Source organism: Aquimarina aquimarini (assembly GCF_900299535.1).
In the GTDB taxonomy this organism is placed as follows: domain Bacteria; phylum Bacteroidota; class Bacteroidia; order Flavobacteriales; family Flavobacteriaceae; genus Aquimarina; species Aquimarina aquimarini.
This window is the reverse complement of sequence record NZ_OMKE01000058.1, coordinates 51,385-74,510: the sequence shown is the minus strand read 5'-3', so window position 1 is coordinate 74,510 and position 23,126 is coordinate 51,385. Positions and strand designations below refer to the sequence as shown.

Genomic DNA, 23,126 nt, shown 5'->3' with positions numbered 1-23,126 from the left:
CTATTATTTTCTAATTATTTTACCAGTCGTTTTATTTTTAGCTACTGAAATTGTATAAAAATACATTCCTGCTTCTAAATCACCTATATCAAAACTCATAGTCTCTTGCCCTGATCTTAGGTTATCATTTTGGAAATTAAAAACTTCTATTCCACTAGTATTAAATACTTGGAATCTGAAATAATTAGCTCCTCCAGACTTAGAAATAGCACTATTATCTAATGCTACATTAATTACATTACCAGACAGAGGGTTAGGGAATACTTTACCTACATTCTGACTAGCTGTAGCATTTCTACTAGCAACTCCTTTTAAGTAAGCACTATGACTTGTAGAGAATGCAGAATTATTTACTAAATCCCAATTGATTGACCATGTCATCAATCCTCTAAAAGTAGGATATGTTGCACTAGTAGTGTATGATCTACCAGGATAAGACACCCCTTTGATCAAATAATCTAATGCTTGTTGCACTACTGCTTCAGAAGTATAACCACTTCCTGCTGCCTGTGTAGTAGATGGTAAACCAATTGCTACTTGATCAGCTCTAAGCCCTGGGAATGTAAGTCCTGTTTGAGCAATAGGGAATCCTGTAATCAACATTTCTGCCATTGCTACATGAAAATCAGCCGTTGCTGGTTGATATACCTGTCCGTCTCTACCAAACATAGATCCAGTATTATAGTGCTGTACATGTATATAATTCATCTCATTACGCAATGCATGCACAACAGGTAAATATGCTCCGAATATCCCAGAGTAATTTCCATAAGCACCTTGTACATAAGCTGTCTCTGGAGCCATACTCAAAATGAAACGGTTTGCTCCTATACTAGATCTGATCGCTTTTGTAGCATCTATAAGATTGATGATCTTTGGGGTCGTTGGACTTCTAAAATCAGTATCACCTGGGTTTAAAGAAAGAGAACTTCCTTCTAAATCAATATCCAGTCCATCAAACCCATAAGTATTAATGATATTAGTCATAGAACTAATAAACTCGTTTTTCTCTGCTGCATTAGTAAGCTCAACTCTAGCATTTGCTCCTCCTATAGAAATCAATACTTTCTGTCCTCTACTCTGTAAAGTAGCTACATCATTTATAAATGCTTGAGTATTTCCTGCATAGATGCTATATGGGCTAAATTGCATATCAGAAGCACTACCTCTTACTGGTTCTGCAAAAGCAACACAAACTACATCCCACTCTCTAGACACTTCACTCAATCTTGGAGTAGTTGATGAATTATCAAAATTATGCCAGTATCCTACAAGAATCTTACCAGGAAGGTTATTATTTCCTCCTCCTGGAGCTTGACTTCTAATAGTAATCGCATCAGATGTTGTTTGATTATTCTCATTATCAGTAGCTACTGCTGTCAAAGAATAGCTTCCTGTTTGCGCATTTGCTATTGTATAAGAATATGGACTTGTAGTATCTTCTCCTAATTTAGTAGCTCCATTAAAGAACTCAACCTTAGTTACACTACCATCATCTGTTGCATCTGCTGAAACAATTACAGAACTACCTACAGGATATGTAGCGCCGTTAAGAGGAGAGGTAATATTTACCACAGGAGAAGTCCCTGATCCTCCGCCACCAGTACAGTCACCAGTTTTTGTCCATGCATTTTGCCAGTGAGCCCCAGTACCAGGCGCATACGCCCAAGCTGCTGCAGATGAGCACCATCCTGGAACATCACAAGAATATTTTGCTCCATCATTTTGTACCTCATCATTTTGTCCATAAGAAGTACCTGCTACATATTGTGCTACACCATCACAATTTCCACCTCCACCACCAGTTGGTGTAACTGAAACTGACACTGCTGAAGAGGTTGTATTAGCACCTTGATTATCTGTAGCCTTTGCAGTAAGTGTATAATTTCCAACTATTGCATTTGCAATTGTATAAGAATAAGGACTAGTAGTATCTTCTCCTAACAGAGTAGCACCATTATAAAATTCTACTTTAGCAACAGTACCATCAGAATCAGAAGCATCTGCAGTAACAGAAATAGAAGTTCCTTCTACAAAAGATGCATTATTAGCAGGAGATGTAATGCTCACTGTTGGAGCTACATTATTAGATCCACCTCCTCCACAAGGTCCTATCTTTTTCCAAACAGAGCTGTTTTCAGGATTCTGTCCTTGTGTCCACCATCTAGCTTGGTAGTGTACATTGTTATATTTTACATCCATACCTCCAGTATATATTTCTGAAGCAGACCATGTTGGAAAAGCACTACAACTACCTCCACCACCATCAGTAGTAACATTCACTGTTACCACAGCAGAAGTCGTAGTCGCTGCTTTATCATCTGTTGCCACAGCTGTTAAGGTATAAGTACCTACCACCGCGCTAGCTATACTATAAGAATAAGGACTAGTAGTATCTTCTCCTAGTTTTGTTGTTCCATTAAAAAATTCTACTTTAGAAACAGTACCATCACTATCTGCTGCTGTTGCAGCTATAGCTATAGATGTTCCTGCTGTAAAAGAATCATTATTTGTAGGAGATGTTATACTTACTGTAGGTGGTTCATTTGGTGTACTACCTACAGAAATAGCAACTGCTGAAGATGTTTTTGTAGCACCTTCATTATCTGTTGCTTTTGCTGTAATAGAATAGTTACCCGCTACAACATTTACCCATGAGTACTCATAAGGAGCAGTTGTATCTTCTCCTAATTTTGTTGCTCCGTTAAAAAATTCTACTTTGGTTACGGTACCATTTGAATCTGATGCATTTGCTGTGATCGCAATGGTTGCACCAGGAGCAAAATTAGCATTATTTGCAGGAGATGTAATATTTACTGTAGGAGCAGGATTTACTACTACTCCATTTGCAAATACTTCATTCATTTTGTTTACTAAAGGAGATTTTACATTAGACCACCTTTTTAATTTAGGTCCAAATGAAGTAGCAGAACCACTTATTTCTAAATCTCCATATACAGTCCATACAATAGTACCTGCAAGATTATTATCTTTTATAAACTGGGCTTTGATACCAATAGATTCTTCATCATCATAGCTTAAGAAGTATTTTCCGTTTACTAAATAAGGAACCTTTGCTTCATCATCCCATTTTCTAGTCCATCCACCAGTACCAGATAATGCTTTTTGTTTTATAAAAAAGTAATTAGGCGTACCATCATATACTTCTTTTGGCCAGTTTGTATAATCAGCTGCTGTTTCTATTGGTCCATCTGGCTGTACATTTTCTGACCTTTTTACTGTAGCAACATTTAGATCGGCATTACCCGTAGTAATTACTCCTCTACCATAAAATGGAGCTCCAAAACATATTTTATTTGAAGGTACTCCTAACTCGTTTAGCTTTTGTAATGTAGATTGCCAGTTAAAGAAAGGTACTTCTGCTCCTGTATATGGGTATACTGGTGCATTATGTCCTGCAATATTAGACCATCCTCCATTGAAGTCATAGGTCATCATATTAAAGTAATCCATATTCTTTACAACATTTGCCCAGTTAAATCCTTCTAATTTTCTTGGATCTGCAGACATAGCCGATGTGATCAACTTATCTGGCCCAATAGCTGTACGTATTTCTTGCAATAATGTTTCGAAATTTGCAAAATCTGCCTGAGTTCCAAGAAAATTCATTCCTTCAAAAGGTCCTGGGTATTCCCAATCTAGATCAATTCCATCAAATCCAGTAGCGATCAATTTTTTACAATCTTCTACAAACTTTGCTCTTTTTACAGGATCTGCAGCCATTTCAGGAAAATGTTTACACATACTCCATCCTCCAATAGAAGCCATTACCTTAACTCCTTTTTGATGCGCTAACTCAATAAGCCCTGGTGCTCCAGTTTCTTTATGCAGTGGTAAAGGAAGTGATCCACTTAACCCCCATGCTGGGTGTGTCCACGTACTACCGCCAACAGCAACTTGAAAACCTTGAGCTTCTGCTCTTCTTTTTGCATCCTCATTGATATATTGAAGTGGATCAATCTCTCCAAAAAGAATATGCATATCCCAACTACTGTAAATATCAGTAAAGAATATATCAGCAGGTTCTTGAGAAACGCCATCTTGGTAAATCTTTTTATTTCTATGATCTCCACTATGTAATGATCCATCTCTGGCTACGCCAAAAAATGAATAATTAAGAATGGTATACTTAGAATAATCAATATTAAGGTGCGTTAATGCACCTGGGCCTGGAACACCTGCTGTACTCGTTTTCCAAGCATCCCAATTGGTAATATAACCAATTATCTGTTTTTGGTGGTTTGCTGTCGTTGCAGTTCCTCCTGTGTTTACTTGTGCAGAGCCAATGCTCCATGCACATAACAAAATTAAAAGTAAGAATGTCTTCAAATACTTCTTTTGAAAACACCTGACTTCAAAAGTCTCGTTTAATCTTTTCATAATTTTTTACCTTAAGTTATAAAATGGTTTGTGTAATTATTTCTGAAAACAAACTTTTGTTTCCAGTGAAAAATTAAGAAAAACTCAAAATTCCAGAAAACTAAATAGCTAAATGACTATAATTCATAGATTTTCAGAAGAAAAACAAGAATAAGACGTAAATTAGTTATATTCTATAATTTCTATAGAGAAACAAGATTATTAAGACACTCTTTATCAAAAAGAACAATAAAAAGTAATAATTCTGGTTAAATAGGATGATATAGGAAATCAAAACGTATTAGGGATAAATCACGTAAATAAGGAATTTTAACTTAGAATAATTGTTAAAATACTATAGAATGAAAGTAAAATGTTTACTTATTGATGATGATCCATTAGCGATTAATATTATAAAAAAACACTTGAATTACTTTGAAAACTTTGAAGTGACTGCTATGTGTAGTAATGCTGTGGATGCTTTTGATTTTATACGTAAAAACTCAATCGATTTAGTTTTTGTGGATATTAATATGCCAATAGTAAATGGTATAGAATTTATAAAAAGTTTACAAAATCCTCCTTTAATTATAATAACCTCTTCTGATGAGAAATATGCTGTACAAGGTTTTGAATTAGGGGTTGTAGATTATTTAATAAAACCTATATCTATTAAAAGATTAGTTAAATCTTTACATAAAACTTCCAAAATACTAAATAATATAAATAAACCTTCCCTTCTATCAGATTTGGAGTCAGAAGATCATATTTTTATAAAAGTAGATAAAAAGATGATTAAGGTTTATTATAATGACATATTTTATATTGAGAGCCTTAAAGACTATGTTATTATAAAAACGGCTCATAAAGATTATGTTACCCACTATAACCTTTCTGCAATAACAAAATTAATTCCTAAATATCTTTTTACAAGAATTCATCGCTCATACACAGTTGCAATTGGTAAAGTAAAAGCGATCGATAAAAACTGTGTAGAAGTTAATGGAGAATTACTTCCTATGGGAAGAAATTACATCAAAGAAGCTAAGTATAAAATTATAAATGGAGTTGCATGCTAATATACTTCAGCTTTATTCTATAAATTAAAAAATCCAGAAACATGTTTCTGGATTTTTTGTTTAAACCAAAAAAAGAATAATTAATTATTGTTTATTTTCAATGTAATAAGCAATAATATGGTGTTAATTAGAATATCGTGTAGCACTATATTCTTTCTAAGTAAATCTTCATTTTTTTCTGATTTACAAGTTGTAACTTCTCAAAAGAAAACTCATAATGCTTAAATATGGAACATTACGAATTGTAATTCAAAATGTCAAAAAGGACCCTCGAAGTTGAGTTTGTGGTTATAGACCTGATGTTCAGGGGCCCTATATTTTGACACTGTATGTAATTCCAATTACAGTTCCTTATATATTTTTTTAATAAAAACATATACATTTTTGCTTTCATAAGAGTTCTATACATCCTTGTAAAATAAGGCAATTACTCAACTAGTAATTAAGCAATTGCCTAAACAAAAATTAACAAGTTATTTCTTAAGCACTTTCTCAAAATAAACGTTATTATCAACATGAATTTTGAAGATATAAAGTCCATTTTTGAGGTTTGAAAGATCTTTTACTAATGACTTAGCTGTTTTTGCATTACCTCCATTAAAAGACTGTGTGTCAATTAATTTTCCAGAAATATGATATACATCAACTTTGATTAGAGAAGCATTTTCTGTATGTACGCTAAGGTTTACTACATCTTGAGTCACAGTAGGATATAAAGAGTACTTACTAGCTTCTAGTGCTGTTGTACAAACTCCTGTTTTTGTCCAAGCCATTTCCCAATGTGCTCCAGTCCCAGGAGCATATGCCCATGCCGCTGCAGAAGAACACCATCCTGGTATATCACATGAGAACTTCTCACCTGTATTGGTTACTTCTTCATTTAATCCGTAAGATGTTCCTGCTACATATTGAGCAATACCAGCACAACTACCAGTTCCTACTTCAGTAACAGTAATTGCAATAGCAGTAGATGTAGTAGAAGCTGTCTGGTTATCAGTTGCTTTTGCTGTAATTGAATAATTCCCAGCGGCAACATTTTGCCATGTATACTCATATGGAGCTGTCGTATCCTCGCCTAACATTACTGTACCATTATAAAATTCTACTTTGGTAACTGTACCATCACTATCTGTTGCGTTTGCCGTAATAGAAATAGGATCTCCTACATTAAAAGATGCGTTATCTACAGGAGCGGTTATATTTACAGTAGGTGCTACATTGTTTCCTCCTGTTCCTTTTTTCTTTACAGTAAAAACAATAGTCTTCTCAGAGGTTGCATTTTTGTTATCTGTCGCAGAAGCCACCAAAGTAACTTCTCCAAATGCTGTTGGTGTAAAAGTAGCTGTATAATTACTCCCATTTGCCGTAGCACTAATAGGGGTATTATTATGCTTAAAAGTAAAAGATTGAACAGTTCCGTCAGAGTCAGTTGCACTTGCTTGTAATGTAACAGGTGAAAGCTCTGCAACCTCTATTATCTGGTTATTTGTTGGAGATTGCCAAGTAACTGTTGGTGGATTATTGATTGTATTATTATTTCCTGCTGCCTCATTGATCGCTTTTAATATACTTGAAGAAGAGTTATAATTGGCATCTTGAGTAAGTTCCCAAATGATTAACCCTTGGTGTCCATAGTCTTTAGAATATTTCATTTTTGCTCCAGCAGACTTAGGAGTATCAAAATATATCTTCTTATTTTTTTCTCCTATAAATCCACTTAACTTCTTAGTATCTTTAGGATCGTAGCTTGTTGCCGCATTAGGAAACTCTTCTAATATTTCGTTATAAGGAACAAATTTTGCTCCATTTCCTCCATCAGGTTTCTTTTCAGAAAAATCATATCCATACATAGGCACTCCAAAAGCTAGTTTTGCTTTTGGCACATTAAACCCTCCAGCATGATTCCAAGCAGGAGGAGCAAATCCCATCCAATATTCTAACGCATCTTCTGCGCTGTAAATAGGGTTATCTGCTGTTTGTCCTTGATAAGTTCCTGTTGGCACTTTATAAAGAGAAGAATGTGGTCCTTCTGGAGATGCATCCCATGAACCTGTAAAATCGTATGACATAAGACCTACCCAATCCATATAATCTGCAATTCCATCATCATAGTTATTACCATACCACGAAGTTCCGAATACTGCTGCTGTGATCAGTTTATTTGGCATTTTAACTCTTAATTTCTGGCTTAATTTTCTTAAACCAATTCCTGCAGGGTGTGGTCCTTGATCGGCATCTCCCCATTTGCTTCCTCGTACACGTCCTCCTTGATCAGAAGTTCCTGCAATATTTGGATCTGCCCACCAGCACTCCATATCCAAGTCAACACCATCCAATTGATTTACAGAAACATAGTCTGCAATCAAAGTAGCTATTTGCTCTAGTTTAGCATCATTATTATGATACTTATTCATTAACCATAAAAATGCAAAATCAGTAGCTCCTCCAAGAGCGACAGAAACTTTTACATTTTTTGCTCTAGCTTTTTGAAGTACTCCTAAATCGGTTAATACAGAATCTACTTTTCTTACATGAAACTGATCAAAAGCAACTGAAGCAAAATCATTACTATTGTAATTTTGATTGTTTTGTTTAAATAATAAAAATGCAATATTCAAATGTGTAACTACTTCTGGATTAAAGTTGTTCTTAATATCATATTTGGCAATCCATGTAGGTAGATATCCAATAATTTTCTGTTTACCTGCATATCCTGGTCCAAGACCTCCATCTCCACAAGGACTTACTAGTTCCCATGAAGCAGCCCCTGGCTGGTCGTTGGTGTAATATTTGCATCTATAATTTTTGCCATCTACAGAGGCTTCCTGTCCTTGCGTATAAGGAACATTGGCTGCGCTCCATGCGGGTGCGCATGTTGGGAAGTTATATTGCGCCTGTACAAACAGGACACAAAAAAACAGACTAAAAAAGGTATAAAAACTTTTCATAATAAATAATAAATTTTGAGTTTGATTAAAGTAAAAGAGTAATACGGGTAGTTGTAGTAAACAACTACCCGATATAAAATCTCAAAAAGGTTACTTTTTTAGAACTTTCTCAAAATAGATGTTGCCATCAACATAAATTTTGAAAATATAAAGTCCATTTTTGAGATTTGAAAGATCTTGTATAAATGAATTTGTAATTTTTGTTTGATTTGATTTAAAAGAGTGTGTCTCTACAAGCTTTCCAGAGATATGATATAAATCAACTCTTACTTGAGAAACCTTCTTTGTCTTAACTCTTAGTGTTACTATATCTTCTGTAACTGTAGGGTACAAGAAATAATCATTAGATCTTGCTTGAGTTGTAGCACATGCTCCTACTTTTGTCCATGCTTGTTCCCAATGTGCACCTGTTCCTGGAGCATATGCCCATGCTGCAGCAGATGAACACCATCCTGGTATATCACATGAGAATTTTTCTCCAGCATTAACAACTTCATCATCTAATCCATAAGAAGTACCAGCTATATATTGTTGTACGCCAGTACAGTTTCCATTTCCTCCGCCAGAAACTACAACATTAACAACTGAAGAAGTAGCGGTTGCTCCTTTGTTATCTGTTGCTTTTGCTGTTAACACATAGGTACCTACTACTGCATTAGTAATAGTATAATTGTATGGACTTGTGGTACGCTCTCCTATCTTACTGTTCCCATCAAAGAATTCTACTTTGGTTATTGTACCATCTGTATCAGAAGCATTGGCTGTTACATCAATAGCAGCTCCAGCAGTAAAAGATGCATTATTAGCTGGAGAAGTAATATTCACCGATGGTGCATTGTTATTTCCTCCTGCCACTTTTTCTTTTACAGTAAATGTAATTGTTTTCTCTGTTGTTTTATTTTGGTTATCTGTAGCAGATGCAATTATAGTAACTTCTCCAAAAGCTGTTGGAGTATAATTTGCTGTATAGCTATTTCCAGAAGCAGTAGTACTAAGGTCTGTTGTATTATGTCTAAAGGTAAATGATTGTATTGTTCCATCATCTGTAGCACTTGCTCTCAATGCAACAGCGGATAAAGTTGCCTGTTCTATAATCTGTCCGTTTGCAGGAGACTCCCATGTAATTACTGGTGCAGTTCCTCCTGATGTAGCACAATCTTTTATAAACTCCCATACAGAAGCAGTTCCTGGAACACTACCGCTACCTGCATACCACTTATTTCTATATATTTTATTGTTATATCTAACATAGTTATCCTTGTCTTTATAAATTCTTGTAGAATTCCACTCAGGAATTTCTTGACAATTAAGGTTTACCCCATCCCATACAATAACTTTGATACTAGACGTTGCCGTTGCACCATTCTCAAAAACAGCATTGGCTGTAAGAATATGACTTGCATAGCTAGATGGTGTCCAATTAAACGTAACACCAGTAAACGATTGACTTCCAACTGTAGTGGTAACACTAGTTAATCTCGTATTTTTTTCATCTATTACCAAACTTACTGGTACTGAAGCAAAGGTAACCTGCTCTAGCATCTGATTATTCTTTGGAGAAGAAAACGTTACTTGCGGTTTTTGGGCACATGGCTCAGCAGTTAAATCAGCTGCATCTCCACCGTATTTTGACATATCTTTACATCCACAATCAGAAAGATCATGTACTCCATCCATATCTGTTCCTATTCCATAAATTCCAGCAAACCTTTCATAATACCCTATTCTATCTAATACTTGAGGTTTCTCTGTTCCTTGTCCACATTCTACTCCACCATTTATAATATTTACTGTCATTCCTAATCCTGGAACTCTATTTTTGGTAATATCTAATTCATTAGGTACCCATCTACTTACCATTACATCATGAGCAGATGGTTTAGGGTACTGAGGTGTCATCCAAAACCAAATCGCTGTTTGAAAAGCTAATGCTGCATCTTGAATCACCAAATCTGGATTATCTAGTAATACTTGCTTATCTCCGAATATAAATTCACTTGCAGGTCCATAATTATAGTTATATGATAACTGTATTGGTCCTCTACCTTTATATGATTTACCAGGTGTTGGTGGGTAATTAACATCAGGATAAGCATACGATGCATTTGTAGGTTCTTCTCTAAAATGAAGCCCCCATGAGAATTGTCCTCCTGGTGCTGTAGACCACCCTCCAGTTGTTTCATGAGAAATATTTGCAAAAAAGGCAGTAATTTCTCTTTTTCTAGTCTCTAAACTTCCTTCCTCTAAAAAAGATGCATAATCAATTTCTTCTTTAATAATCTCTTTATCTATATTTCTTGGTGCATCAAAATCTACATCTGTTCTTAGTAATTTTGATATGTTTGTTGTTTTATCTATGCGTGTAATTCTATATGCATTTGTACCACATCGTCGTTCAAAAATGACTTTTATCTTACTCATTCTATTTATAGCTTCGACAAAAGAATCAAATGTATAAAAATCGTCTTTGGGGTCTAGCACCCATACACCACCCCCTGTATCCTTGGCCCCAAAACGATAAGGAAACAAAGTATCCCACATATTTTTATCTATCAGTTCGTTAACCTGAACAGGGATTGGCAGTGTAGAAGAGTAGTCCATTATAGAGAAATAATCTTGATTAGATTTCTCTGGATATATGTCTTTAGAAAATGTTAAATTAATTGTCAAAAATAATACGGCAAAAAGCATCATCCATGATTTTTCCCGTAAAACCATATAGTTTTTTGGAGTAATGAGTTTGTGTGTCATTGTTAAGGTTATTTTGTTTATAAGATTTGTTCGATTTATTTTAAGTTATTCATAAACACAACATTAAAGTTCTGTTTTTAAGCTTTATTGAAGAAATAAAATATACGAGCAACACTTTTTTACATACAAAGACCATCAGATTAATAACGAATGAAACACACAGGTCTATAAAAAAAGAACTATACCAATCAAGCACAAAAAACACTCAATTGGTATAGTTTATATAGTAATTCTGAATACTTAAACTTTAATAAAAATCTTTCTCTTGTATAAGAAATACGCCATAATAGTATAAAAAGCAACTACAACTAAAGCATAAAAAAGAGAAGATAATCGTTTATCCATAGATTGATAAACAAAAATAGTGTCATATAAATATTGATGCACTGACACTTGTGCATTTATTTTTATCAAATAAAAAGATTTGGAAATTATCATTGATAAAAAATAGATAACAATAGCATTAGCCCCTACGTATTTAACAATATTGCCAAAATTATACTTTTTATCATCTAATAAATAATGAAACAAAACTAAGAATAGAGTTGCATAACCAGATGTAACAAGTACAAAACTACTACTCCATAATGCTTTATTTATAGGAAAGAAAATACTCCATAAATAACCAACAAGAATAAAGCCTACTCCAACACCTGTCAATATTTTTAACTTTTGTTTTATCTCTCCCGTCAATATTTCACCAATACAGACCCCCGTAATTGCAGATACTATTGAAGGTAATGTACTAAGAATCCCCTCTGGATCGTAATCTGGTTGCCATATATGTCCTTTTAACAATAGATAATCTACATAATTTGCCCAATTATTTGTACTTCTCTCTAAAATTGGAGACACCCCATTTGGTAACAGAATATATGCTAGCCATATCCAATATCCTACAAGAATAAAAATTGCAATAAAAATTAATTGTTTTATGTTACAATTCAAATACAGTATAGAGGTAATACAAAATACAATCCCTATACGTTGTAAGACTCCAGGAATACGTATTGCTTCTGTTTGTATAAATGGGAAGTATGGTAAAAACACGTTGATAAATAACCCCAACAGAATTAGTTTCATACTCCGTACTACAATTTTCTTATATATCGCTGGGTTTCCTTTTTTTCCTCTATATACAAATGCTATAGAAATACCTACAATAAACAAAAAGAAAGGAAAGACAAAATCTGCCAAAGTAAGACCATTCCATTCTGCATGTAATAAAGGTTTATATACAAAAGACCAATCTCCTGGTGTATTTACCAGAATCATAAGCATGATGGTAAGGCCTCTTAAAAAATCTACTGATTGTACTCTTTTATTTATTTTCACGACATCATACTCTTACCTAGTGATCTCCATACTTTTACTAACAAGAAACCTGAAACAGCCGCAATTAATGCTATAATCCCTGCTAGTGTATAATCACCATAAATTAAGTTTCCTACAGCAAATAAGCAGCTATATACTAAAACACAACCTAACAGCATTGCCAAAATTCCTGAAGGTACCGTCCATTTTTCTCTAGATTCTACAATCTCTACACCTTCAGCTTTTGCTTCATCTACAATTTTTTTCCATCCAGGACCTCCTGGTTGAATGCTTTTATAAAAGGACTGTAATGTTTCTTTGGATTCTGGCTTTGTGAAAAAAGTAACTACTACCCACACAATTGATGTTATAATCACCATTGCTATAAAGCTAAACCAAGAAGGCAACACACCTGATATTACTTCACCAGCTTCATTAGTATATCCAAACAAAGTATCTCCTAATGGTGTAAAAGTAAGAAGTAAAGGAATAATCATTGCTGAAAACATCACAGAGATTTCACTCCATGCATTAATTCTCCACCAAAACCAACGTAAAATATATACTAATCCTGTTCCTGCTCCAAACATTAATATAATATCAAATAACTGTTTGGCATTGGTAAGAAACAGTGCAAATATTGCACTAGCAACCATCAAAATCACTGTAGTAATTCTTCCTACATTAACTAATTCTTTTTCACTAGCATCTTTTTTAATTTGTTGTTTGTAAAAATCATTCACAATATAAGATGATCCCCAGTTAAGGTGTGTGGATAACGTAGACATATATGCAGCTCCTAGAGATGCTAAAACAAGTCCTAATAATCCTGCTGGTAATTTTGTTAACATTGCAGAATACGCTAAATCATTTCCTAACTTACTTGCTTCTACATTAGGAAAAGCTTCTTGAATACTTGCAATATCAGGATACACTACCAAAGAGGCTAATGCAACCAAAATCCAAGGCCAAGGACGTAATGCATAATGCATGATATTAAAAAAGAAAGTGGCTCCTATTGCATGGTTTTCATTTTTGGCGGCTAGCATACGTTGTGCTATATAACCACCTCCTCCAGGCTCTGCTCCAGGATACCATGAACTCCACCATTGTACTGCCAATGGTATAATTAATATTCCTATCAATGCTTCTGTATTAGAGAAATCTGGAAAAAATGATAATTTATCAGATACATTAGGATGTGTGATCATATTAGACAACCCTCCTACTTCTGGAAGATTTACCAGATAGTACGAAGCTCCAACTGCTCCTACTATAGCTACAAAGAAAAGTACAAAATCAGTATAAATAACTCCTCTAAATCCTCCTAAAGAACTAAAAACTGTAGTTACAACACCTCCTATCAAGACGGTTTGTATTGGTGATAACCCCAACATAATCTGTCCTATCTTGATAGCTGCCAAATTTACTGCAGCCATAGCAATTATATTAAAAACTATTCCTAGATAAATGGATCTAAACCCCCTTAAAAATCGAGCTGGTTTACCACTATACCGTAATGCATAAAACTCCAAATCGGTTGTAACGTTTGATTTACGCCATAATTTTGCATACACAAAAACCGTTAAAAGACCTGTAAGCAAGAAAGCCCACCACACCCAGTTACCAGCAACACCATTTTGTCTTACAATATCTGTTACCAAGTTAGGGGTATCTGTAGAAAAGGTAGTTGCTACCATAGAAAAACCAAGTAACCACCATGGCATATTACGACCAGATAAAAAATACTCTGCGGTATTTTTTCCAGATCTCTTAGAAACCACAATACCAATAACTAAAGTGGTTAAGAAAAAGCAAGCTATAATTATGTAATCTAATGTTGTTAAAACCATTATTTTTATTTTAATAAATTTGATTTGTTTTTTAGTATTCGTTGTTTGGCATGAGCTGCATAATTCCTTCCTATAGGGATTCTTTTATCCCCTACCTCTATAAGATTTCCCTCTACAGACTTCACCTTATCTATGGCTATGGTATATGACTTGTGGATTCTTATAAAGTTCTCAGAAGGAAGTTCTTCACTAATACTTGACAAAGATTTATGTGAAAGAAAGGTATCCTCTAAAGTACTTACTCTAATATAATCTTTAAGACTTTCTATATAAAGGATATCGCTAAGAAGAATTTTGACAAGTTTTTTATCTACTTTCAAAAAAACATGAGCTGGCTGGATTAAGTCAATAGAAGGTTCATGCTTTTTTATAGCAATAAGTCTCGCTGTCAGCTTGTTTATCGATTTCAAAAACCTATTAAAAGAAATGGGTTTTACCAAATAATCAAGGACTTCTAATTCATAGCTTTCTAATGCATATTCTTTGTAAGCAGTGGTAATAATTGCTTGGGGATATTCTTGTAGACTTTTTAAAAATTCTAAGCCATTCATTCTAGGTAAATTAATATCTAAAAATATCGCATCTACACCACCTTGTTCTAATATAGACAATGCTTCAATAGGATCTTTAAAAGTACCAACTACTTGAACATTTTTAAATTCTTTTAAAAAAGATTCTATAACATCTATTGCCAACGGCTCATCATCAATTATGATACATTTAATCATCATCATATGGGAATTTTAAGCAAAATCGAATATTCATTATTGTTTTGTAATATATTTAGTGTAAAGTCTTTTTGATAAAGAATTTGCAATCTTCTTTTTACATTTTTTATTCCAATTCCATTATTAGAATTATTAGGTTCGAGTTCTTCTTCATAATTATTCTTAGACATAAATATCAATTCATTTTGAATTCTCTCAAACGAAATTGATAACTCCATTTTATCATTATTCTTAAGTCCGTGCTTAAAAGCATTCTCTATAAAAGGTAAAAACAACATAGGGACCACTTTTACATCATCAATATTCCCTTCTATACCTATCATACAGCTTACTCGATCACCATATCTCATTTTTTCGAGTTCTATATAATTATCGATATGATCAATTTCTTGTAAAAGAGGTAGTTTCTTTTTACTTGTATCATAAATTACATATCTCATAAAGTTAGATAATTTCAATACAAGATTAGGTGCTAGATCAGATTTTTTTATAGTAAGTGAATAGAGACTATTAAGAGTGTTAAAAAAAAAATGGGGCTGTATCTGTGCTTTAAGATATTTGAGTTCTGTCTTATACTGCAGTTCACTCAAATACCTATTTTTACTTTGTACAATTAGAAAATCTGCCGTATATTTTATAGCAGAGGTCAGTCCCACTACATATAACTCTCCTATCATCACCGCCACAACATGATTAAATCCAAACGGAGCGAGTCTACCTTCCACTTCAGGCCAAATATCCTCTGTTACCAACAAAAGATTAAGTCCTGATCTCAACATATAGTGAACTCCTAAAGACAAACATAAAAAAAATATATAATACACATATTTCTTTTTGAAGATAAATTTTGGCACTAAAAAATAAATGTTAAAATAAACCAAAATTATATGCAAAGGAAACTCCACCAAGTTAGATTTTAATGAATACCAATAATCATTAAAATAGCTCCCCCAGCGAATTACATTAAATAAAAAATAAATACTCCAAAAATACAGGTGATATTTCTGTTTAATAGTTCTTTGCACTCTTCCCTTCTTTATTTAAAAAATTATCAAACAATACCTCTTAAAATTGCTTTTTTTAACAAAAATTTTTGAAAAATGTAAGACTATTTGTAGAGAAAAACAAAAAAAATAAAGATATCAAATTTTCAAAAAACCATTATCCATTAATGTATGTCGATTATTACTCAAACGATGTCGTTGGTCTAAAAAAAATTTTGTTAAATAATTAAAACGCTAATTTCAGATCATTCAAAAAAACCACATATTAATATGAAACAAAAAATTTTAACCTTAACCATTTTATTGTTTTCCTCCTTACTGAGTTTTGGGCAGGGAACCCAAATTACAGGGCTAGTATCAGGAGCTTCAGATAATATACCATTACCTGGAGTGAATATTATTGTAAAAGGGACTACAAATGGGGTACAGACAGATTTTGATGGGAATTACACCATTACAGCATCTCCTGGAGATGTAATTCAATTTTCTTATTTAGGAATGACTAGTAAGGAAGTAACCGTAGGAAGCGATACGGTAATCAATGTTCAATTAGAGCAAGACGCTGAACAACTTGACGATGTAGTAGTAACTGCACTGGGTATTAAAAAGACCAGAAAGTCACTTACCTATGCAGCTCAAGACATTAATGCTGCTGAATTAACCAAAGTAAAAGACGCCAACCCTATCAATAGCCTTTCTGGTAAAGTAGCTGGGGTAGTTGTAAACAGAAGTTCTTCTGGTGTAGGAGGATCTGTAAAAGTAACTCTTAGGGGTAACACTTCTACCAGAAACAATCAACCATTATATGTTGTAGATGGTATTCCTTTATTAAATAACTCTGCTATCCAACCAAATAATACTTTTGGAGACAATGAGAATGGAGGTAACAGAGATGGTGGAGATGCTCTATCACTAATCAACCCAGATGATATAGAAAGTATGACTGTATTAAAAGGAGCCTCTGCTTCTGCCTTGTATGGTAGTCAAGGTTCTAATGGGGTTATTTTGATCACTACCAAAAAAGGAAAGTCTGGTAGCTTTAGAGTAAACGTATCTTCAAATTTCACAGTAGATGACGCTGCTTATTTAATTGATTTAAAACCAGCTGCCGAAAAAAATGTTGAAGATTTCTTGAATACAGGAACAACAGCAATCAATTCTGTATCTGTTTCAGGAGGAACAGAAACTGCACAAACATATTTCTCATACGCCAACACACAGGCAACAGGAGTAATACCAACACATAATGTAAAAAAACATACATTAAACGTAAGAGAAACTGCAAAATTGTTTGACAACAGACTAACTGTAGATGCAAATATCTTATTATCAACTCAAAAAATACATAATAAACCAACTTCAGGGTTCTTTTTTAACCCATTAGTAGGTGCATATGCTTTTAATTCTCCAAATGAGACATTAAGAGATTATGAAGTTTTTGAAGAGTTTGACCCAGTTAGAAACTTAATGGCACAACGTTGGATTAATGGAACTTCTGATATAGAGCAAAACCCATATTGGATTATCAACAGAAATACAAGTGATGATTTGAATCAAAAAGTATTAGCTTCTGTTTCTTTAAAATATAAATTCAACCCATGGTTATCTGTTCAGGCTCGTGGTAGTTATGATCAAAATTTTTACAAATTTGAAAGAAAACTACATGCTACCACAAATGAAACTTTGTCTGCAAACAGAGGGCGTTACTTATATAATGAAGTAGAAGATAATCAAATTTATGGGGATATCATTGCAACCATCAATACTCCACTTTCTGATAGTTTTAACTTAACTGCTAATATTGGTACTAGTATTAGAAAATCAGATTTAGGTAAATCTATCTTATTAGATTCTGGTGTTGCTGGTAACTTAAAACTTCCTAATATTTTTACATTCTCTAATTTTGAAGTAGGGACAGAAGGGCTTAACCCAATCATACAACAAACACAAGCTGAAAACAAAGAGGTGCAATCTATCTTTGCTAGTACTACTCTTGGGTATAAAGATATGCTCTTTTTGGATTTGACAGCCAGAAACGACTGGTCTTCTAGTGTATTAGAATCTTTCTTTTACCCATCTGTAGGTCTTACAGCAGTATTCTCAGAAATGATAGAAATGCCCGAAGCTATTAGCTATTCAAAAGTACGTGCATCGTATGCAGAAGTAGGTAATGATGTACAAAGTTTTGCTAACAATCCTATTAGTACCATTGGTACAGGTCAAGGTGGATTAACCCCCCCTAGTGTAATACCATTCGTTCCATTAGTTCCAGAAATTCAAACTTCTATTGAAGTAGGTACAGAATGGAAATTTTTTAATAATCGTTTAGGATTTGATATTGGATATTATAAAACTAACACCAAAGATCAATATATGGAAATAGGAGCTCCCTCTGGGCAACCAAATTATAGAGGAAAAACAGCTCCCTTCTTTTCTATTAATGCAGGTGATTTTGAAAATACTGGTTTTGAAATTTCTGTTACGGCTACTCCTATACAAAATGACAATTTCACATGGGATACTTCTATAAATTATGCAAGTAATAAAAATACTATCAAAGAATTAGATGATAGATTAGAAGGTGATTTTATACCTATTACAAATTTCAGCGTAAATTCATATGCCTTATTAATACGTAAGGGTGGTTCTTTTGGTGATATCTATGGTAGACAGCTTCTTAAAAATGAAGATGGATTACCTATATTCACTGTAGATGGTGATACTCGAACTTTTGCTCACATTGATACTACTGAGGATGACCCTACTATTTCTGGGGGGTATAAAAAATTAGGAAACGCTAATCCTGATTTTTCTCTTGGATGGAATAACTCTTTTACTTATAAAAACATTACCTTAAACTTTTTGATAGATGGTAAATTTGGTGGCGAAGTGATGAGTATAACACAAGCACAAGCAGATCTTGAAGGTACATCAGATAGAACTGGAGATATTAGAGTTTTTAATGGTAGTACTAATACAGAAACCACCATACCTGCTTCTGAATACTATCAATTAATTGGAGGAAGAAATGGTTTTACTAGTGAGTATGTTTATGAGGCCACCAATGTGCGTTTAGCTGAACTCTCAATAGGGTATAAATTTAAGTTAAGTGAAAACAGCTTTTTTAAATCTATTAATACATCCTTAGTAGGTAGAAACTTATTTTTCTTTTATAAAGATGCACCATACGATCCAAACGTATCTTTAAGTACTGGTAATGGGCTACAAGGTGTAGATATATATGGAGCTCCTTCTACAAGAAGTATTGGACTTAATGTAGGGTTATCATTTTAATAAAAAGGAATAAAATATTATGAAAAATATAATGAAAAAAACAATTATTACTGCTTTTGTTGCGTTACTCGTCTTCTCGTGTACCGATGATTTTGAAGCATTAAATACAGATCCAAACGGTGTTACCGATCAACAAACTGAAGCAGATTTCTTTCATATTGGAGGACCGTTTCAACCAATGTTTTTAAACATCTATAGGTATGACCCTGCTTGGCATACGCAATTGCAACATAATTTGAATGCAGATACGTTTTGCGGATATATGGCTCCACCAAGACCTTTTGTAAATGGAGCAAATACAACTAATTATGCTTTTCAAGATTTTTGGGATCAATTCCCTTGGGATGTTCCTTATTCTGAACGAGGAGTAATGACAAACGCTGCAATAGTTAAAGAACGTGCAGAAAAAGACTTCCCTTTAATGTATGCTATAGCAAAAATACTTAGAGTAGAAGCTATGCATAGAGTTACTGATGTATACGGTCCTATTGTATATTCTCAATTTGGAGTGGAAGGAGCTTCATTTGTAACTTATGATTCTCAAAAAGAAGTATACTATCAATTCTTTACAGAGCTAGAAGAAGCTATGGCAACATTATCAACTGATGTTACAAACAGACAATTCGTTGAATTTGATTTAGTCTATGGTGGTGAATTCTCACAATGGATTAAATTCGCCAATACCCTACGTTTACGTTTGGCTCTTAGAATTTCTAAAGTAGAACCAGCCAAAGCACAATTAGAAGGAGAAAAATCATTAGCTCATAGTTCAGGGTTACTAGAGAGTAATAAAGATAACTTCCTTATTAAAGGAGGAGCTACTCACCCTTTAACTATTTTTAATTCTAGTTGGAATGACGTACGTATGAATGCATCTATGGAATCTATTCTGGAAGGATATGACGACCCAAGAGGGAATGTACTTTTTGAAGACTCTAATATAACACCTGGGCAATTAAAAGGAATTAGAGGTGGTTTACCTGTATTACCAGCTTATAATACAGAAATCGAACAAAGAGATGCCTATAATGCTGCTTTCTCAAGATTAGGAGATGCTTATATTTCTGACAGAAACCCAACTACAGATATTCAATTAATGACGGCTTCAGAAGCTTACTTTCTTAAAGCAGAAGCTGCTTTGAGGGGATGGACTGGTGCTGGTGATGCACAAACCAATTATGAAATGGGAATTACCACTTCTTTTGCTCAACATGAAGTTAGTGGTGAGCTATCTGACTATATCACAGATAACACCTCTACTGCTATCGATTATGTAGATCCATTAAACGCCTCTAGTAACATTGCTGCTGTAAGTAATATTACCATCGCTTGGAATGGTGGAGCAACAAATGAAGAAAAATTAGAAAAAATTATTACTCAAAAATGGATTGCAATGTTCCCTGATGGTCAAGAAGCATGGAGTGAATTTAGAAGAACAGGATATCCAAAATTATTCCCTCCTGCTGTAAATAATAGTGGAGGAACTATAGATAGTAATATCCAGGTAAGAAGATTACCATTCCCTGCTAGTCAACGAGCTGCAAATCCACAAGGAGTGGAGCAAGCGAGAACTTTACTAGAAGGTCCTGATCATGGAGGAACACGATTATGGTGGGATATAGCAGGTGGAAACTTTTAAGAATTTGAGTTAGCCATAAATAATTAGAAAAGAGATGGATACTATAGGAACTATAAACTCCATCTCTTTTTTACCAAAAGCCTTGAAATAATAAAAACAACAAAAACAGATCAAACTCTTGAGAAAATGATTCAGGAAATTGAATATAAACAGGTAGGACAATTTGAAAAATCGAAGTTTGAAAAAATTCATAACGAAATATTTCCAGATTCATCGGTTGCTTCAAAATTAGTTGCACACGAAATTGCAACCTTAATTAAACAAAAACAACAAGAAGGTAAACCTTGCGTGCTTGGTTTGGCCACAGGTTCTTCGCCTATAAAGGTATATGAAGAATTAGTAAGCCTACACCGTTCTGGAGAGTTGAGCTTTTCTAATGTAGTAACTTTCAACCTAGATGAATATCATCCTATGGATGCTTCTCATCAACAGAGTTACTATCATTTTATGCATCAACATTTATTTGATCATGTTGATATCAACCCCGAAAATATAAATATCCCCGACGGTACGGTTCCTCTTCAAGAAATGGATCAATACTGTATTGATTATGAAATGAAAATCAAAAAGTATGGTGGATTAGATTTTCAACTTTTAGGAATTGGGAGAACAGGTCATATTGGTTTTAATGAGCCAGGATCTCACCCAAATTCTGGTACCAGAATTATCACTTTGGATCATGTTACCAGAACAGATGCAGCTTCTGACTTTAATGGTCTAGAGCATGTTCCTAAAAAAGCGGTAACAATGGGAATTAGTACTATTTTAAAATCTAAAAGAGTACTATTATTAGCATGGGGACACAAAAAAGCTTCTGTTGTTAAACAAACCGTAGAAGGAGAGATCACATCAAATATTCCTGCATCTTTCTTACAACAACATAAAAATACAACCATAATTCTAGATGATGAAGCGGCCTCAGAATTGACTCGTATCAAAACACCATGGGTCGTTGATCAATGTATCTGGAATGAACAATTAAAATTCAAGGCAGTTACCTGGTTAAGTCAAGAGCTTAACAAACCAGTATTGAAACTTACTGATAAAGATTATAATGACAATGGGATGTCTGGTCTTCTTGCTGTTGAAGGGTCTTCTTATGATCTAAACATTAAAATCTTTAATAATTTACAACACTCTATTACAGGGTGGCCAGGAGGAAAACCTGATGCAGATGACACCAATAGACCAGAAAGAGCATTACCTGCAAAAAAGAGAGTCTTAATCTTTAGTCCTCACCCTGACGATGATGTGATATCAATGGGAGGAACTTTTTTAAGGTTAATTGATCAAGGTCATGATGTACATGTTGTTTATCAAACATCAGGTAATATTGCTGTTACCGATGATGAAGCCTTAAAATTTGCTGAAGTAGCTCAGAATTTCCACTCTGACAAAGATGATGATACTTATACAAAGGTTATCGAATTCCTTAGATCAAAAAATCAAGGAGATATTGATATTCTAGAAGTTAGAAAAATCAAAGGATTGATACGAAGAATGGAATCTGTTGGGGCAACTCGATATTTTGGATTAGATGATGAAAAAGTTCATTTCCTTGATCTTCCATTTTATGAAACTGGAAAAATCATGAAAAAACCTCTTGGAGAAGAGGATATAAAAATCACAGAAGATATTATCAAAAAGATAAAACCTCACCAAATATATGCTGCTGGGGATCTTGCTGACCCTCATGGAACTCATAAGGTATGTCTGGATGCGATTTTTAATGCAGTCAAAAACTTAAAAACTATAGATTTTATGAATGATTGCTGGGTATGGCTTTATAGAGGTGCTTGGCAAGAATGGGATGTTTCTGAAATTGAAATGGCCGTACCGTTAAGTCCGCATGAAGTGAGCAAAAAGACAAATGCTATTTTATATCACCAGTCTCAAAAAGATAGAGTAATGTTTCAAGGTGAAGATTCTCGAGAATTCTGGTTAAGAGCACGTGAAAGAAATAGAAATACGGCAGAGCTATATGATAAGCTAGGTCTTGCAGATTATGAAGCCATTGAAGCTTTTAAAAGATATATCTTTTAAAAATTAATATGCTTTTTGTTAGATAAATTTTTGCATGAGAATCCCTTTCTTCAACACTCGAAGAAAGGGATTCTTAAAAAAAAGCCTTCTTTT

At 33.9% G+C, this 23,126-nt stretch carries 11 protein-coding genes; 4 read left to right on the top strand and 7 right to left on the bottom strand.

The annotated features are described in order from the left end of the window. Window positions 1-3 precede the first annotated feature (3 nt). Window positions 4-4,401 (bottom strand): glycosyl hydrolase family 18 protein, encoded by a 4,398-nt coding sequence (locus tag DG508_RS20125; RefSeq protein WP_108870098.1) that lies wholly within the window; start codon window positions 4,399-4,401, stop codon window positions 4-6. Window positions 4,402-4,742: 341 nt separating this feature from the next. Between DG508_RS20125 and DG508_RS20120 the strand changes: the two genes are divergently transcribed. Then, on the top strand, window positions 4,743-5,459 hold the full coding sequence (locus tag DG508_RS20120; RefSeq protein WP_108870096.1) for a LytR/AlgR family response regulator transcription factor: 717 nt from the start codon (window positions 4,743-4,745) through the stop codon (window positions 5,457-5,459). A 473-nt stretch (window positions 5,460-5,932) separates the two neighbouring features. Here the strand turns inward: DG508_RS20120 and DG508_RS20115 are convergent, their stop codons facing one another. The 6 genes from DG508_RS20115 to DG508_RS20090 form a co-directional block, all read right to left on the bottom strand. Beyond that, on the bottom strand, window positions 5,933-8,407 hold the full coding sequence (locus DG508_RS20115) for a glycosyl hydrolase family 18 protein (RefSeq protein WP_108870094.1): 2,475 nt from the start codon (window positions 8,405-8,407) through the stop codon (window positions 5,933-5,935). A gap of 90 nt (window positions 8,408-8,497) precedes the next feature. Next, window positions 8,498-11,158 carry a glycoside hydrolase family 19 protein gene (locus tag DG508_RS20110; protein ID WP_159090946.1) on the bottom strand — a complete coding sequence of 887 codons (2,661 nt, stop codon included), beginning with the start codon at window positions 11,156-11,158 and terminating at the stop codon, window positions 8,498-8,500. Window positions 11,159-11,398: 240 nt separating this feature from the next. Then, window positions 11,399-12,493: an acyltransferase family protein gene (locus DG508_RS20105; RefSeq protein ID WP_328515285.1), complete on the bottom strand. Its 1,095-nt coding sequence runs from the start codon at window positions 12,491-12,493 to the stop codon at window positions 11,399-11,401. Next, window positions 12,490-14,325: a sodium:solute symporter family protein gene (locus tag DG508_RS20100; protein WP_108870090.1), complete on the bottom strand. Its 1,836-nt coding sequence runs from the start codon at window positions 14,323-14,325 to the stop codon at window positions 12,490-12,492. Before DG508_RS20100 ends, DG508_RS20105 begins: the two co-directional genes overlap by 4 nt. A gap of 5 nt (window positions 14,326-14,330) precedes the next feature. Continuing rightward, window positions 14,331-15,059, bottom strand: coding sequence for a LytR/AlgR family response regulator transcription factor (locus tag DG508_RS20095; RefSeq protein WP_328515284.1), 729 nt, complete (start codon window positions 15,057-15,059; stop codon window positions 14,331-14,333). After that, window positions 15,056-15,877 carry a sensor histidine kinase gene (locus tag DG508_RS20090; protein WP_234418274.1) on the bottom strand — a complete coding sequence of 274 codons (822 nt, stop codon included), beginning with the start codon at window positions 15,875-15,877 and terminating at the stop codon, window positions 15,056-15,058. Before DG508_RS20090 ends, DG508_RS20095 begins: the two co-directional genes overlap by 4 nt. A gap of 450 nt (window positions 15,878-16,327) precedes the next feature. Here DG508_RS20090 and DG508_RS20085 point away from each other — a divergent pair, with 450 nt between their 5' ends. The 3 genes from DG508_RS20085 (at window position 16,328) to nagB (ending at window position 23,033) form a co-directional block, all read left to right on the top strand. Then, window positions 16,328-19,351: a carboxypeptidase-like regulatory domain-containing protein gene (locus tag DG508_RS20085; protein WP_108870086.1), complete on the top strand. Its 3,024-nt coding sequence runs from the start codon at window positions 16,328-16,330 to the stop codon at window positions 19,349-19,351. A gap of 31 nt (window positions 19,352-19,382) precedes the next feature. After that, window positions 19,383-20,990, top strand: a complete 1,608-nt coding sequence (locus DG508_RS20080) for a RagB/SusD family nutrient uptake outer membrane protein (protein WP_234418273.1) — start codon at window positions 19,383-19,385, stop codon at window positions 20,988-20,990. A 126-nt stretch (window positions 20,991-21,116) separates the two neighbouring features. Next, complete coding sequence (gene nagB, locus DG508_RS20075; protein ID WP_108870082.1) at window positions 21,117-23,033, top strand: glucosamine-6-phosphate deaminase; 1,917 nt, start codon at window positions 21,117-21,119, stop codon at window positions 23,031-23,033. Window positions 23,034-23,126: the final 93 nt, after the last annotated feature.